At 48.1% G+C, this 14,459-nt stretch carries 14 protein-coding genes; 6 read left to right on the top strand and 8 right to left on the bottom strand.

The features are described from left to right. The first annotated feature begins 122 nt into the window (after positions 1-122). Positions 123-851 carry a nucleoside/nucleotide kinase family protein gene (locus D6C13_RS08385; protein WP_120132426.1) on the top strand — a complete coding sequence of 243 codons (729 nt, stop codon included), beginning with the start codon at positions 123-125 and terminating at the stop codon, positions 849-851. Positions 852-1,072: 221 nt separating this feature from the next. Here D6C13_RS08385 and lptG read toward each other — a convergent pair whose 3' ends face one another. Both lptG and lptF read right to left on the bottom strand, forming a co-directional pair. After that, the gene (gene lptG / locus D6C13_RS08380; RefSeq protein WP_120132328.1) at positions 1,073-2,152 is read right to left on the bottom strand and encodes an LPS export ABC transporter permease LptG; all 1,080 of its coding nucleotides are present in this window, start codon (positions 2,150-2,152) and stop codon (positions 1,073-1,075) included. Beyond that, the gene (lptF, locus tag D6C13_RS08375) at positions 2,149-3,219 is read right to left on the bottom strand and encodes an LPS export ABC transporter permease LptF (protein ID WP_120132327.1); all 1,071 of its coding nucleotides are present in this window, start codon (positions 3,217-3,219) and stop codon (positions 2,149-2,151) included. Before lptF ends, lptG begins: the two co-directional genes overlap by 4 nt. A 511-nt stretch (positions 3,220-3,730) precedes the next feature. Between lptF and D6C13_RS08370 the strand changes: the two genes are divergently transcribed. From D6C13_RS08370 to D6C13_RS26190, 5 genes are all read left to right on the top strand, one after another. Continuing rightward, positions 3,731-5,227 carry an MFS transporter gene (locus tag D6C13_RS08370; protein ID WP_120132326.1) on the top strand — a complete coding sequence of 499 codons (1,497 nt, stop codon included), beginning with the start codon at positions 3,731-3,733 and terminating at the stop codon, positions 5,225-5,227. A gap of 58 nt (positions 5,228-5,285) precedes the next feature. Beyond that, on the top strand, positions 5,286-5,864 hold the full coding sequence (locus tag D6C13_RS08365) for a TetR/AcrR family transcriptional regulator (RefSeq protein ID WP_120132325.1): 579 nt from the start codon (positions 5,286-5,288) through the stop codon (positions 5,862-5,864). 261 nt (positions 5,865-6,125) lie between these two features. Beyond that, positions 6,126-6,329 carry a hypothetical protein gene (locus tag D6C13_RS08360; RefSeq protein WP_120132324.1) on the top strand — a complete coding sequence of 68 codons (204 nt, stop codon included), beginning with the start codon at positions 6,126-6,128 and terminating at the stop codon, positions 6,327-6,329. Positions 6,330-6,370: 41 nt separating this feature from the next. Further along, the gene (locus tag D6C13_RS08355; RefSeq protein WP_120132323.1) at positions 6,371-7,087 is read left to right on the top strand and encodes a hypothetical protein; all 717 of its coding nucleotides are present in this window, start codon (positions 6,371-6,373) and stop codon (positions 7,085-7,087) included. Further along, the gene (locus D6C13_RS26190) at positions 7,084-7,431 is read left to right on the top strand and encodes a DUF2645 family protein (protein WP_120132322.1); all 348 of its coding nucleotides are present in this window, start codon (positions 7,084-7,086) and stop codon (positions 7,429-7,431) included. The genes D6C13_RS08355 and D6C13_RS26190 overlap by 4 nt, the downstream gene beginning before the upstream one ends. A gap of 48 nt (positions 7,432-7,479) precedes the next feature. On the opposite strand, the gene D6C13_RS08345 is transcribed toward D6C13_RS26190, so the two are convergent. The 6 genes from D6C13_RS08345 to D6C13_RS08320 all read right to left on the bottom strand — a co-directional run bounded on the left by D6C13_RS08345 (position 7,480) and on the right by D6C13_RS08320 (position 14,450). Then, positions 7,480-7,959 carry an Hcp family type VI secretion system effector gene (locus D6C13_RS08345; protein ID WP_120132321.1) on the bottom strand — a complete coding sequence of 160 codons (480 nt, stop codon included), beginning with the start codon at positions 7,957-7,959 and terminating at the stop codon, positions 7,480-7,482. Between the two features lie 259 nt (positions 7,960-8,218). After that, on the bottom strand, positions 8,219-8,383 hold the full coding sequence (locus tag D6C13_RS08340; protein WP_120132320.1) for a DUF2474 domain-containing protein: 165 nt from the start codon (positions 8,381-8,383) through the stop codon (positions 8,219-8,221). A gap of 11 nt (positions 8,384-8,394) precedes the next feature. Then, on the bottom strand, positions 8,395-9,402 hold the full coding sequence (cydB, locus tag D6C13_RS08335) for a cytochrome d ubiquinol oxidase subunit II (protein ID WP_120132319.1): 1,008 nt from the start codon (positions 9,400-9,402) through the stop codon (positions 8,395-8,397). A 2-nt stretch (positions 9,403-9,404) separates the two neighbouring features. After that, positions 9,405-10,829: a cytochrome ubiquinol oxidase subunit I gene (locus D6C13_RS08330; protein ID WP_120132318.1), complete on the bottom strand. Its 1,425-nt coding sequence runs from the start codon at positions 10,827-10,829 to the stop codon at positions 9,405-9,407. A gap of 548 nt (positions 10,830-11,377) precedes the next feature. Continuing rightward, positions 11,378-12,694 carry a phosphatase PAP2/dual specificity phosphatase family protein gene (locus D6C13_RS08325; protein WP_120132317.1) on the bottom strand — a complete coding sequence of 439 codons (1,317 nt, stop codon included), beginning with the start codon at positions 12,692-12,694 and terminating at the stop codon, positions 11,378-11,380. Next, positions 12,687-14,450, bottom strand: a complete 1,764-nt coding sequence (locus D6C13_RS08320) for a bifunctional alpha/beta hydrolase/class I SAM-dependent methyltransferase (protein WP_120132316.1) — start codon at positions 14,448-14,450, stop codon at positions 12,687-12,689. The genes D6C13_RS08325 and D6C13_RS08320 overlap by 8 nt, the downstream gene beginning before the upstream one ends. Between the last annotated feature and the right edge of the window lie 9 nt (positions 14,451-14,459).

The following is a 14,459-nucleotide window of genomic DNA, read 5'->3' as shown; positions in this document are numbered from 1 at the left end:
TATTGTATTACACTGAGACATATTATCAAGGTGTTTTGATGGGTTTAATAATTCGACAAATAGCGACTTTTATCTGTTCGGGTGTTATATTGACAGCAATATTTAAGACGGAGAATAATTTCATGGATTCCACTCTTCCCCCCCCACTTATCGCCGTTATTGGTAGCGATGGTTCAGGTAAATCGACGGTTTGCGAACATCTTATTATCTGCGTGAATGAATACGGCCCAGCAGCCGCAGTTCATTTAGGCAAGCAAGCTGGAAATGTCGAGCGTCAGGTTATAAAAATCCCTATTTTGGGAGGGATTCTTCGGAAAAGCATTGAACGTAATAAAGTCAGCGTAGCAAAATCAGGTATCGGACCACTACCTGCTTTGGTTGTTATCTCTTTTGTCGTGCGCAGATTGTTACGTTTTCGCAGAATGCTGGCGCTTCGTCAACGTGGATTAATTATTCTTTCAGATCGTTTTCCACAAATTCAAATTCCTGGTGCTTATGATGGTATTTTACTTCCTCAAACTGTCCCCGGCAGACCTTTTGTTACGTGGTTAGCGGGGCGCGAACGTGCCGCTTTTGAATGGATGGCAAGTCATAAACCGGATCTCGTGATCAAACTCAATGTTGATCTTGATGTTGCCTGCGCACGTAAGCCCGATCACCGCAGAGAGTCACTGGCTAAGAAAGTGTTGGTAACCTCAAAATTAACATTTCAAGGTTCACAAATTATTGATATTAATGCAAACGATAACCTGGAGTCTGTTTTGGATGCGGCCAAAGAGGCGGTCTCACGTTTTATGGAATCCCGTGGCTATAGCCGCAATAATGCAGAAAAACCTGTCGTAATTTCGTAAAATTAAAGGCTGTTTAATCCCGATGCAAGGGTAAAACCAGCCATGCATCGGGAGGAACGCTCCTCAGAAGTTGTGCCTATTGTACTTTAAATGACTATTGTACTTTAAATGATTATTGCACCTTAAATGACTGTACCGTCAACCCGGTGGAAAAAATACCGCAGCTCAGTGATGAAGTTTATTCCTGGTGCTGGAGAGAGTATTAAAGGCACTGAATATATTCATTGCTGTTTATTAAATCGGTGAATCAATACGAATGCCAGAGCCAGAATAAACGAAGGGGGTGCAATTGCTGTGAGAACAGCATTCAAAGAGAGAAGTAGTCCTAGATTGACAATAATCTGATCCATAATATAAGTGAATAAGCCGACGATAACGCCTATGGCCAAGCGACTGCCTAAACCCGGAGACCGGGGATTACCAAACGTAAAGGGAACAGCGAGTAAAAGCATTGCCAGAACTAATATCGGGCGTCCCATTTTTTGCCATAGCGCCAGTTCAAATTCGAGAGCAGGTTGGCTGGTGTTTTTAAGATAGCGGATAAAATGATTAAGCTGCCTGACTGAAAAACTGTCACCCGGCATCGTCAGTTCATTGAGATGAGTATTGGTAAATATTGATGGCCATTCGAGACTCACTACCGAATTTCCGCTTTCCTGGCCGCTTGCCCAGGATTTCTGATTAACATTATGCAGTATCCAGGTGCCATTATTTTTTGGAGTGGCATTTTCTGCGTATATATATGACATCAGAGAAAGATCTGGATTATAGCGGAATATCTCAATGCCGACCGGATGATTATCCGGGTCTATGGTTTTTACCATGACAAATTCATTATCTCGCCGCGCCCAGAGCGCATTCATGGTCGGAACAGTTTTGTCGCTTCGGGCAAAAGCAGTGTCTTTTATTTGCAAAGCACGTTGTTGTAGCGGGGAAGCCACCCATTCATCCAGTGCGCTGAGTGCGCTGCTCATTATCAGACCTGAACATAAAACAACCAGTGAAATTCGAAAGACAGACAAACCTGCCACCCGCATCGCCGTCAGTTCAAGTGTTTTTGACAGTTGGCCCAAACCGACAATACCGCCGAGTAATGCGATAAAGGGGCTGAGGTCGATCAGACAGCGGGGCAATCTCATTAATACGACGAGCAGCGCCAGTTCCCAGCGGTATCCGTTCGAGCTGACATCATCAAGTTCATTGATAAAGTCGAAAGTGGTAAACAGCGGGATCAATAAAGCTGCCGCTGCGGCGAATCCAGTGAAAATATTGCGAATTAAATATCGGCTGAAAATATTCATCTACGTAGTTTCTGCAGCAATGAAAATTCCCGGGCTAGCAGAATCAACAAACTTATGAGCATTAATAAGGGGACTAACCACACCCCCGGGAAAGTCGGAAGAGTGTGATTAGCAACTAATGTCCGGGAAATATTCCCTGCATAAAATATAATCGTAAATACAATCGCTAATGGCAACAGTGTGGAGAAACGCCCTTGTCGTGGTTTGGTTCGACTTAATGAAATAGCTAAAAGCGCCATGAGGATTGCGCTTATGCCCCGACTTTCTCTCCATTGTAACTCTGCTTTATAGGCAGGATCAGACGCCCGGGACAATTCAGAATTCGAAGCCGCTTTACTTTTAACCTCAGTTTCTTGTCGGGCGGGTTTAGGATGTAGATTGAAATTATTATAAGTCTGCCCGTTATCGGCGGAACCCTGATGATCCAGTTCATATGCCGTACCCGCGTGAAACATCACCGAAGGCGTGGTCTGGGAAGGGTCGGTAACCTGCATGGAGCGTGCTCTGAAAACATAAGTTTTACCGACAGAAGGAGTGTAAATCAGGACATCTGTCAGCATCTGAGTTGTCGAATCAATTTTCTCGGCCAGGATCATTCTGCCACTGTCATTAAGATTAAACTTTTTCGCCTGTAGATGACGGGTGTCCAGTTCTGACTGCGATTGTTGTTTTAACTGATAAATCTGAGAATACGCCCAGGGTCTGGCGTACATTGACAGCACCGTTACCAGAATGCCCACGGGGATGGCCAGATACAGGATCGCTTTGTAGAGTTTTAAAGGACTGCAACCGGAAGCTAAAATCGCGATAACTTCCGAATCACTGTGCAACTGTCCCAGTGCAATCGCCACAGACACATAAAGCCCGACGGGCAGTAACATCTCAAGGGCGATCAGAACTTTGTAAAAGACGATGTAAAACACCGCTTGCAGAGAGATGATCCCATTCGCCGCATCGGTCAGATATCGCTGGGTTGAGTAACTGGCGAATATGAAAGTCAGAAAGCCCACGATGATTGTCACCGAGCGACGTGTCTCACCCATAATGTAGCGCTCAATCAGATACATATATTATGAACTTCCTACATTATAACGAATAATAGTATTTGTTGAATGAATACTGTCGAAAGGATTTATATTAATTTCAAATCACAGCCTAATGTTTATATTAAATTAATCTTATAGCCTTTCGGCCATTAACGTCTTGTACATCCGTGCTGTTTTTTTAAGTAGCACGAACAGGTGTGTTTTCTGCTGACTTTAAATTTCATTATTCACCGGTAACAATATAGGTGAATAAATTTATTAAAATACCTTTTATGAAGCTAATCAGAATGAAGATTTCTGGTTAACCAACGGCAGAACAAGCCGGTGGCATTGGCAGAGACGTTAACCAGTCCATTGTGTCGCTTTTCAGGAGGAAACGATCCGCCGCAACTGGATTGATCTACAGCCCGTACCGGAACGTAACTTCAATAATGCGTCAACCATCAGGCAGACGTTGCTTGCTTTTGAGCAATCGCTCAAGTATTTTTGCTGGACTTGAGCGGTTGCTCAAAACCAGGCTGAGGCACTTTTTATGTTCGTCAATAACCGCTGGCTGATACTTGCGATTGTCACCAGTACACTTTTTTTGATCATCATTGATATGACCGTGTTGTACACCGCGTTACCGCGCCTGACGCAGGCGCTGGGTGCCACGGCATCGGAAAAACTATGGATAGTGAACGCCTATCCGCTGGTGGTCGCCGGTCTGTTACCGGGCGCGGGAATGCTCAGTGACCGTATCGGGCACAAAAATCTCTTTATGAGCGGGCTGCCGGTGTTTGCGCTCGCTTCCCTGTGCGCGGCGTTTTCTGCCAGCGCCGAAATGCTGATTGCCTCCCGCGTGTTTCTGGCGATCGGCGCGGCGATGATGATGCCTGCGACTTTGGCGATTGTGCGCCACGTTTTCACCAACGAGCGCGAACGCGCGCTGGCGATCGGCATCTGGTCGGCGGTGGCGTCCGGTGCGGCGGCGCTCGGACCGGTCATCGGCGGCGTGCTGCTGGAATATTTCTGGTGGGGATCGGTGTTTCTGATCAACGTGCCGATCGTGCTGGCCGTATTCCCGTTTGCGCAGGCGCTGATCCCGCGCGGTGAAGGCAATAAACACCGTCCTTGTGATTTTGCCGGTTCTGCGATGGTGATGGCGGGGCTGGTCGGGGTGATTTACGCACTGAAAGAGCTGAGCCAGATTAACTCGTCATGGCTGGTGATCTTGGGTTCTGCCGCTTTCGGTGTGCTGTTCCTCGGCTTATTCGTCAGAAGACAAAAGAAGGCTGTTCAGCCGATGATCGACTTTTCACTGTTCCGCAACCGCGCCTTTGCCTGCGGCGTGGGCGTGGCGATCACCTCTATGATTGCGCTGATCGGTATCGAACTGGTGCTCAGCCAGCGGTTACAGCTGGTGCTCGGACTGACGCCGTTTATGGCGGCGATGTTTATTCTGCCGATCCCGGTGGCGTCTGCACTGGCCTCGCCGCTGGCGGGTATGCTGCTCCCGCGTGTCGGCGTGCGTAAAATGATGCTGGGCGGCTTCGCGATATCTGCCCTCGGCATCGTCATTCACGCGCTGGTCTATGATGGCAGCGTGGTGATGCAGTTAGTGAGCCTGTTTATTTTAGGTTTTGGACTTGGTGGCGCAGTGACAGCGGCTTCCACTTCGATCATGCTTAATGCCCCGGAAGATAAGGCCGGAATGGTCGCGGCGATAGAGGATGTATCGTGGGAAATGGGCGGCGTGCTCGGCGTGACGTTGCTGGGTGGCCTGATGACCGCCGTTTACAGCCGCAGCCTGACACTTCCGCACGGGCTGGTCAGCGGTGAAACCGCGTATGACAGTCTTGATGAAGCATTAACGATCGCCGGACATCTCAGCCCTGAACAGGCTTCGTTGCTGACAAATCTGGCGAGAACTGCGTTTGATCAGGCGTTTCTGGCGGTGCTGATTTCTGCGGCTGCGCTGGTGATTGCCAGTGTGGTGGTGCTGAAAATCGTGCTGCGTAAGTCCGTGGGCACACGCCGGGCTTCCTGATAAAATGCCGGTCTGAGCGCCTGCTCAATGTCATTCCAGGGCCAGTACAGGATGAATTATGAAAGAAAACCGGGAAGCGTTAAGGGCTAAAATTCTTGACGGAGCCATCAGTCTTTTTATCGAAAAAGGGATTGAGAAAGTCACGACGCGCGAACTGACGGAGTACGTCGGGATTTCCCGCAGCCACATTTATCATTATTTTCCTGACTGGCAAACGCTGTGTATCGAGGCGCTGTCGGTGGTGATGATGGCGGAGCTGAAAGAGTTTTCCGCTGAAATCGCTCCGCTGGAACCCAAAGCAAAATTGCACACGCTGGTGTGCAATTATCTGCCCGATACGCAGGGTGATATCTGGCAGTTGTACGGATCGCTGTGGCAACTGGCGGCGCATAACGAGGCTTACGCCGAACTGGCGCGGCTGATGGTGCATAAGTGGCTGGCACTGCTGGCTGAGATCATCCGTGCCGGGATCGACAGCGGCGTGTTCCGCCCGACCGATGCCGGACGCGTCACCCGCCAGTTATCCGCCATCATGAATGGCTATTCCGACCAGCTGATCGTCATGCCTTCTGCCGAAGCCCGTCAGGAAGCGATGGATGATATTTTGGATTTTGTGACGCTGGTGCTGGAGAAATAATCCAGCACTGAAGCGGTTCACTCATTCTCTAGTGAAGTCGTTACTGCTGACAGAATCTTTTAAAACCTTTCCGGCAGACTCAATATGCCGGAGGGTTTCACGCCGTGCAGCCCGTTAATGGCCGACATTCATTATTCTTTCTCATAATAAATCATTGGCCTGAATGTCAGTGCTCCTCAATTTTGAATAATTTGTTTATGGCAAAATAATTTAATGTTGTACTGTGAAAATTCATTTCACATTAATTAATTAGGTTGAGTTATGAATGAGCATGATCTATTACTGGAAGATATTTATAAGGTTTTAGACAATACTGAAACGTTACGTGCTGAAGACAAACTTGCGGTAATGATGGTGGTTTGCCTTTCTTTATTTAAAGAGTCGGGTGGTGACAGAATCAACATGAAAGTTTCTGACGGGCGGACGTTGTCATTGATACTGGGGTTGCCGGTGACGGCGCACTAAGAAAAAACATTTGACAAGCTATTGTAAACAAGGAGTGTTTAATGCGTAATTCGTTTTGCAGTACTAATTTGTCTTCAGATTTTCCTAAGTGGAGTGCCTGGGACGCGGGCTTATGGATTTCCTTTCGACATCATTCTATTTTTTCGTGGGTTGGGGATTCTCGTCTATTTGCATATAAATTTGCTTATCTGGAATATAATAAAGATAGAATAAGTGAAACTGCAAGACAAGAAGGTATACCTGTACTCCTGCTTGTAGGCGTTATATTTAATGAATTAGGTGGGATGCCAGAGCGAGCTAAATTATTTATTGTATTACCACTATATAAAATTGATGACTTAATCAAAGGTGAGGGAAATAATAGATCAAACAAAACCTCATTGGGTAGCACCGCTATGCAACTCAGAGTTGCAGCAGAAACAATGGGTATTGATGCGGAAGCATTGACTACAACTCAGCAATTACAGCTAGCAAATTGTCTATTAGATGATAGTTTTAATATTAACATTGTTGCCAGGCATTTAAGAGTGCTTATAAAGGCTGATAATCCTAACCTTAAAGATTATCGAATTCTTTCTGAGGAGCAGATAATAATAGCGGGTTCACGATATAATCGTGGGATGGAGCGAAAGAGGGAAGACTATGTTGCATCAATCGCTGCGCAAGAAGGAGATCCCATCAGAGAGTATTCCTCCAGTGGAAGAACCATTATGAGAAGGAAAGAGGCCTTTAATAATTTATTCGGAATCAATGAATGAAAAAAACAATAAAAAAATCAAACATATTACGAGTTATTTTGAACGTCATAATCACCGTATATATGCTTTTCATGATGTTCCTTTGTACTTTGTTCAGCAGTTTCGGACAAGAAATATTTATCGATGGTGAGGAAATCAAGGATGTCTGTTATGTTATTAGTAATTTTGTGTCAGATGACTACAGGGTGATTGCAATACCTATATTAATCATGGTTGTACCGGTTTTTATTTATTCTTGTATAATTAATTTTAATAATAAAGTAATTAATATTTCACTGGTGTTATTTGTTTTGGTATGGGTATGTTGTTTCATTATTAAATTCAGAAACTGTCTCTGGTTTTAATTTTTCATAAAGCCAGCTCATAGAATTCTATGAGCTGGCAATCAAAAATCAATATACTCGTTCCTCCCATATACTATACCCAAACGTACCTGCGGTGTGATGCTCCCAGGTAATGCTGCGGTATTTAATTGAGACCATTTCTTCCGGTTGGTTGGTGGTATGGTCTATCGAGTGAGGGCAAATGACGCTAACTCTGCTGATGTAAGCTTTTGCTAATTTCACCGTGTAATAGAGTTGATTGGATCCGGGGGTTGATGTTCTGTAGACGTCAATTTTAATATCCAATTCTTCATCGTTGGATATGGCAACACCAATCAAAGGGGATGATTTATCCAGAGGTTTAATGAAAGATATCGGACCGTGATTGACTTTTAGATCTCTGGAAATCGTGTGTTCAAATGAATGAACCATGATTTGATCTTCATGTCCGGTTTGATATCTGTTTCCAATTGAATCAAAAGTTGAACATCCGGCAGAGATTAAACCCTGGTTTTTACCTGTAATTGATACGTAAATCATATTAGCCATATGTAAATCCTTTTAATAAATATATAAGTCTTATCAATAATTAAGCGTTAATTATTTATTTTAACTTAAGTGCTATATCGAGCTAGCATTCAAATTATGGCATAGCGATAATTTAGTAAAGTAATTTATTAATGTGTGAGCTGTTCGCATCAAAATAACTAAAGATAAAAATATAATCTGCTTTCTGAATATATCAACAAACTTCTATTTAATTTCTATACTGCGCCGGCCATACTCATGGGCGGCGCAAAACGTTCACTTAATGACTTCTCATTCCCGCCGCGAACATCAGCAGATGAAACACCGATGCTACAACAAATAACGCCAGCACGCTGCCGCCCCAGATGACGGCCATCCAGCCGACCTGCTTTAAGAACGGGGCTTTAGTGATGTTGCCGTCATCCATTTTTCTGATGAGATTCATAACGCGATTCCTCAGTGATAGCCCTGATCCGGTGTGACTTTCCCGCGGAACACGTAGTAGCTCCAGAAGGTGTACACCAGAATAATAGGGATGATGAACAGGGCGCCAACCAGAATAAAGCCCTGACTCTGCGGAGGTGAAGCCGCTTCCCAGATGGAGATGGACGGCGGAATGATGTTCGGCCAGATGCTGATACCCAAACCGGTATAGCCGAGGAACACCAGCGCCAGCGTCAGCAGGAACGGCGCGTGGTGCGCATTTTTGCTGATGGCGCGGTACATCCATGCAGAGACCAACACCACCAGCACCGGTACCGGCAGGAACCAGTAAAGGTTAGGCCGCGAGAACCAGCGGGTGGCGATATCGCTGTGCGTCAGCGGTGTCCACAGGCTGACCGCCAGCGTCACCAGCAGGAAGACCATCAGCAGCGGTTTAGCGATTTTGTGCATCGCTTCCTGCAATTCGCCTTCGGTTTTCATAATCAGCCAGGTGCAGCCGAGCAGGGCGTAAGCCACCACCAGCGCAAAACCACAAAACAGCGTGAACGGCGTCAGCCAGTCCAGTGCGCCACCGGCATAAGTACGGTTCACCACCGGAATACCGTTGATCACCGCGCCCAGCACGATGCCCTGACAGAAGGTGGCCAGCACTGAACCGCCGATGAAGGATTTATCCCACACGTGGCGTTTGGCCGGACTGGCTTTGAAGCGGAACTCAAAGGCGACACCCCGAAAAATCAGGCCGAACAGCATCAGGGTTAGCGGGATAGTCAGCGCATCCAGAATCACTGAGTATGCCAGCGGGAATGCGCCATACAGCGCCGCACCGCCCAGCACCAGCCAGGTTTCGTTGCCGTCCCAGACCGGCGCAACGGTGTTCATCATCACGTCGCGGTCGTGCTCTTTTTTCACCAGCGGGAACAGCAGACCGATACCCAGGTCGAAGCCGTCCATCACTACATACATCATCACGCCGAAGATGATGATCAAAAACCAGATCAGCGGTAAGTCGATACCCATTATCAAGCTCCCTTAGTTTCGTCGGTCAGTGATTCTGTAATCGCAGACAGCGGACGCGCAGGCGTACGGTGCTGGCCCGGTCCACCGTGATCAACGCTTTCGCCTTCATGTGCCTGTGGCCCTTTGCGGATCAGACGCATCATATAGCCGTAGCCGACACCAAACACCGAGCAGTAAATGACGATGAACAGGATCAGGCTGACGCTCATCTGGATGACGTTATGGTTAGATACCGCGTCTTTGGTGCGCAGCAGGCCGTACACCACCCAAGGCTGACGCCCCATTTCAGTGGTGATCCAACCCGCCAGCAGCGCCAGCAGACCGGAAGGTCCCATAAGGAAGGCAAAGCGCAGGAACGCTTTAGAGGTATACATTTTGCCGCCACGACGCAGAACGAGGCTCAGCACACCCAGCAAAATCATCAGCATGCCAAGACCCGCCATGATGCGGAAGGTGTAGAAGATGACGGATGAGTTCGGACGGTCTTCTTTCGGGAAGGATTTCAGCGCCGGGATCTGATGCGTCAGGCTGTGTGTCAGGATCAGGCTGCCCAGATACGGGATTTCTATCGCGTAACGGGTTTCTTCGCGGTTCATGTCCGGATAACCAATCAGCACCAGCGGGGACGGTTTGTTGTCTTTATTTTCCCAGTGGCCTTCGATGGCAGCAATTTTAGCGGGCTGATATTTCAGGGTATTCAGGCCGTGAGCATCGCCCAGAAACGCCTGAATTGGCGAGACGATCAGCGCCATCCACATCGCCATTGACAACATGGTACGGATTGCCGGCGTATCGCGACCACGCAGTAAATGCCACGCCGCAGCAGAACCAACGAAGAAGGCCGACGCAAGGAAAGCGGCGGTGGTCATGTGCATTAAGCGGAACGGGAAGGAAGGGTTAAAGATGATCTTCATCCAACTGACCGGAACGACCAGATTGTTAACAATCTCGTAGCCCTGTGGCGTTTGCATCCAGCTGTTAGACGCGAGGATCCAGAACGTCGACATCAGCGTGCCGAGCGCCACCATACAGGTGGAGAAGAAATGCAGGCCGGGTCCGACGCGGTTCCAGCCGAACAGCATTACGCCCAAGAAACCGGCTTCGAGGAAGAACGCAGTTAACACTTCGTAGGTCAGCAGCGGGCCGGTGATACTGCCCGCAAACGAGGAGAACATACTCCAGTTAGTACCGAACTGGTAAGCCATTACCAGACCGGAGACCACGCCCATACCGAAGTTAACGGCAAAGATTTTCGACCAGAAATGGTACAGGTCGCGGTAAGCCTCTTTTTTTGTTTTTAGCCACATGCCTTCCAGAACCGCCAGAAAACTGGCCAGCCCGATAGTGATAGCGGGAAAAATGATGTGAAAAGAGACGGTGAAGGCAAACTGGATCCGGGCCAGTTCTAGCGCATCAAGACCAAACATAACAACCTCTTTTTGTGTGTCAGATAACCCTTCCAGACGTCGACACCGGTACGGGAACCGGCGATGTCGGACATTCGCAGGTGAAGTCTTGAATGAAAGGGCTGTACAGCTGGGGTTTCGCGAGGAATGGATTTAAACATAGCCAGAGAAGGCATTAACAGGGACGGTCACGGGGGGGAATTACTGGCTGACACACTTTCGTGTTGGGCCGAGCGAACGGGGTGGAAAAACAATTTTCAGAGCGAGGGAGTGTGAAAGGGATTAACCCTAAATAACGGGTGGATATGTTGTTGCATTGATCTGGATCAAAGAGTTTTGATGTTTTCCAAATGTAATTACCCTGCATCCGGTAATGATTTTTTGTGTGCAAAATCGGTAACAAAAAAGTTAAATCCAACAGAGCAACAGCGCATTCTTATTTCTAATGCAATGTAAATTTATGTCATCGTTTTTGGCGGAATCCGCATCAGATCAGGTAATGGTTGTAGCATTTGTTTACATTTATGTTCGCCAGATGACGTCAGCACGCCAGATGATTTTGTTGGTCATCAGGGTGTCTGGCATAGCGATTTCTGAAAGTGCTCGAGTGCACGCAGGTGTTCATCAGAAAATACCACCTGACGCCGTTGTGACCGGACATAGGCAGTCGCCTGCTGTGCAGACTGACATCTACCCTCTGCGATAAGCCAGGCTGCAACGATGGTGGCACTTCGCGACAATCCTAAAGCGCAGCAGACCAGAACGGTGTCATGTGAATGTTTAACCCGTGTCAGCTGGTTCACCGCTTCTTTGATTTGTGCTAAATCTGGCGCAACCAGATCCATCAGCGGGCAGGAACTCCAGTACGCTGTGGTTCCCGGCTGGCGCTGAAACTCAGCGGTGAGATCCAGCACAGCGTTTTGCTCAACTGCGCTCAAAGGGAAACAACCGACGAATATTCCGTTTCTCATGTCAGATACTGCGGGGATATTGCGGACAAACCCGCGTTTTGAGATCCCTGCAGTTACCAGATAAGGCAACAAAAGAATGCGCGCCGGGATCGATAAATGTCCGGCAGCATCTTTTTGAAAAATAGCCGTACCCGCACCGGCGTAAGCCGCAGCGACAAGAAACAAGGCCGCGGATGGCCAAAACAAAACACAGGCGTAGGGGGTCATCACACCCGCCATGCTAAACGCGATGGCGCCAGCAGCGTACTTTGATGCAAGACGTAATGCATGAGGTTTCGGGCGATGCCATTGCCATTTTCCGCATACAGGGATGGCGTAGCTTATACACAAAGCAACAATCACTCCGCTGACGACATCGATAAAATGATGCTGCCAGGTGGTCAGTACTGACACGGCGATCAGTAAAAACCAGAAGCCAGCGATGTGCCGCCAATAACCTTGTATATGCTGACGAAAACGCAGCCACAGCAGCCATGTGATAATGATGTGCAGGGAAGGAGCCTGATTGTAGGGCAGATCAAATTGCTCGAGTTGCCCGAACAGCCAGCCAAAAAAGCCTTGTGTTTCGGGGCGCGTAAACGTGAATTTCAGCGGAAAAAGTAAAAACGAGACACAGGCAATCAGCGATGCAGCAAGCAGGCGGCAGCCATGACGTGTCAGCTCCTGTTTTGAGGTACAGATGAAAAGCGAAATACCGTATAGCAGGTCAATGCTCCAGTAAGGAACAATCGTCCAGGGCATAAACGGGACCTGTTGCTCCCAATTAAACACCAAACTGCCGACATCATGCCGCGTTGCGGTGTACTGATTCACCTGGCTATAACACAGTAAAAACAATGGGCCCAGTATTAACAGCCAGCCCAGCCCCTGCTTCCAGGGGCGGGACGCCGTCACCGACGCTGCAATGTCAGTCATGGGATTTTCTTACCGCCAGAGACACGGTGAAAATGCCAAATTCATCAATGAACTGATGAGATTTTTCAAAGCCCGCCTCTTCAACAAGGGTGTCCATTTCGTTCTGACTGCGTACCCGCATCATCCACGGGATCCCGTTCTGGTGGCTGGTTAAGGTATATGCGATGGTTTTTAGCTGCGGATGCCACGGCTGACCGGTATAAATCAGCATACCCCCCGGCGGTATCGCTGCTGCTAGTCCGGCCAGAGAATTACTGAGCAGATTGTTATCAGGAAACAATTCATAAAGTCCGGAAACGATGCCCAGCGTCGGTTTGGGAGCGAGTGACGCCAGGGAGTCGTAATCGAACGCATTGCCTTTCCTGAATTGAGCAATGTGGGAAAGCCCGCGTTGCTCAATCATTCTCTGACCTTTTTCTACATTAATATCGCAGTAGTCGCGCAGCAGGATACTTTCAACTTCCGGCTGATTTTCAAGTGAATCGAGCACATACCGGCCATGTCCGGCAGCAATATCCACGATGCGCACCGGCATATCGTGCTCGCGTAATTTCCCGATAGCCTGCCTGATCATCTTCTGAATGTGAATTTTCCGTACCCGGATCCCGCGCCAGCCGATGCTGTTGAGATAAACCCGGTCTAAAAAGCGGCCTGAAAAACCCTTTCCCTGAGCCTCATTCCGGTAGATGTAGTCAAGCGTACTTCCGGAGTCAAAACCGGTTTCATAACCAAGGCGTATGCCTGTGGATAATCGCCCGACAGTATTCATTCCATAACTGAGTAAGCGGTAAGAAATCCCTTCAGGTGTGAGAGGTTTTAACGGAACCTGCAATTCTCGATACGCATCAGCACCGGGGCTCCAGCAGTCCTCATCATTGTAATTAAAGGGTTCAGGTTTCTGATTGTAGAGTTTGGCGATAAAACTTTTGATTTTGTCCAACGCGATGCTGCGGTCTTTTTCACCCAGCGTATCGTGATAAAACCCTGGTAAAATATGCTGTTCTTTAATCCTGCTGCGCAATCCGGCATAAAATTGCTTTTGCGGTTTGGCGTGAACAACAAAATCGTCGCCCGAAATCAGCAACTGAGTTGGCAGGGTAATCGCGGATGAATCACTGACGATACGATTGGCGGTTTTGTATAAATCCAGCAAAATATTGACGGCGATCTGGCGGGTGATCAGTTTGTCCTGATTAAAACTGGCAATGCGCTGCGGACAGTGGGAGAGATAATTGGCTTTAACATACGAATTCACGAAGAACAGGCCGCGAAATTTCTGCATCAGTGCCAGTCCCGTACGAGCAAAAGGCACATAGAGTTTGACCTTAAATGCCGGAGATGCCAACACCACGCCGCGAATTTTAGGGGCATAGTCATGTACCCACGTGGCGGCTAACACTGCGCCCACGCTTTGCGCAATCACAACAATATCTTCCATGCGTACCTGAGCATGGCTGGCAACAAAACGGACAAACTCATCGACATCCTGCACGGAACGGGCAAGGCTCGGGCTGTATCCACGCTCGCCGGGTGACTGGCCGTGCCCGCGCGCGTCCCAGGCATAAAAATCGGTGTCAGGCATCAGCAGCTCATCAACAATATGCTGCAACCTGCCGGAATGTTCGTGCCCGCGGTGAAATAAAATGATGACTTTATTGCCAGTACTGCCTGCCGCCGGCCAGTGGCGAAAGTACAGCGCTTCATCATCGCTGGTCGAAAAGGTATTTTCCTGAAATTGGCGAACTTCCTGATTCATGTAACTTTC

The organism is Rahnella woolbedingensis (assembly GCF_003602095.1).
Taxonomy (GTDB): Bacteria; Pseudomonadota; Gammaproteobacteria; order Enterobacterales; family Enterobacteriaceae; genus Rahnella; species Rahnella woolbedingensis.
This window is presented reverse-complemented; position numbering and strand designations above follow the sequence as displayed.

Excerpts from the sequence above, each read along its gene's own strand:
- lptG (WP_120132328.1), bottom strand. The coding sequence starts at position 2,152 with ATGAATATTTTCAGCCGATATTTAATTCGCAATATTTTCACTGGATTC.
- D6C13_RS08360 (WP_120132324.1), top strand. The coding sequence starts at position 6,126 with ATGAATGAGCATGATCTATTACTGGAAGATATTTATAAGGTTTTAGAC.
- D6C13_RS08330 (WP_120132318.1), bottom strand. The coding sequence starts at position 10,829 with ATGTTTGGTCTTGATGCGCTAGAACTGGCCCGGATCCAGTTTGCCTTC.
- lptF (WP_120132327.1), bottom strand. The coding sequence starts at position 3,219 with ATGTATCTGATTGAGCGCTACATTATGGGTGAGACACGTCGCTCGGTG.
- D6C13_RS08355 (WP_120132323.1), top strand. The coding sequence starts at position 6,371 with ATGCGTAATTCGTTTTGCAGTACTAATTTGTCTTCAGATTTTCCTAAG.
- D6C13_RS08385 (WP_120132426.1), top strand. The coding sequence starts at position 123 with ATGGATTCCACTCTTCCCCCCCCACTTATCGCCGTTATTGGTAGCGAT.
- D6C13_RS08365 (WP_120132325.1), top strand. The coding sequence starts at position 5,286 with ATGAAAGAAAACCGGGAAGCGTTAAGGGCTAAAATTCTTGACGGAGCC.
- D6C13_RS08370 (WP_120132326.1), top strand. The coding sequence starts at position 3,731 with ATGTTCGTCAATAACCGCTGGCTGATACTTGCGATTGTCACCAGTACA.
- cydB (WP_120132319.1), bottom strand. The coding sequence starts at position 9,402 with ATGGGTATCGACTTACCGCTGATCTGGTTTTTGATCATCATCTTCGGC.
- D6C13_RS08320 (WP_120132316.1), bottom strand. The coding sequence starts at position 14,450 with ATGAATCAGGAAGTTCGCCAATTTCAGGAAAATACCTTTTCGACCAGC.
- D6C13_RS08345 (WP_120132321.1), bottom strand. The coding sequence starts at position 7,959 with ATGGCTAATATGATTTACGTATCAATTACAGGTAAAAACCAGGGTTTA.
- D6C13_RS08325 (WP_120132317.1), bottom strand. The coding sequence starts at position 12,694 with ATGACTGACATTGCAGCGTCGGTGACGGCGTCCCGCCCCTGGAAGCAG.
- D6C13_RS08340 (WP_120132320.1), bottom strand. The coding sequence starts at position 8,383 with ATGAATCTCATCAGAAAAATGGATGACGGCAACATCACTAAAGCCCCG.
- D6C13_RS26190 (WP_120132322.1), top strand. The coding sequence starts at position 7,084 with ATGAAAAAAACAATAAAAAAATCAAACATATTACGAGTTATTTTGAAC.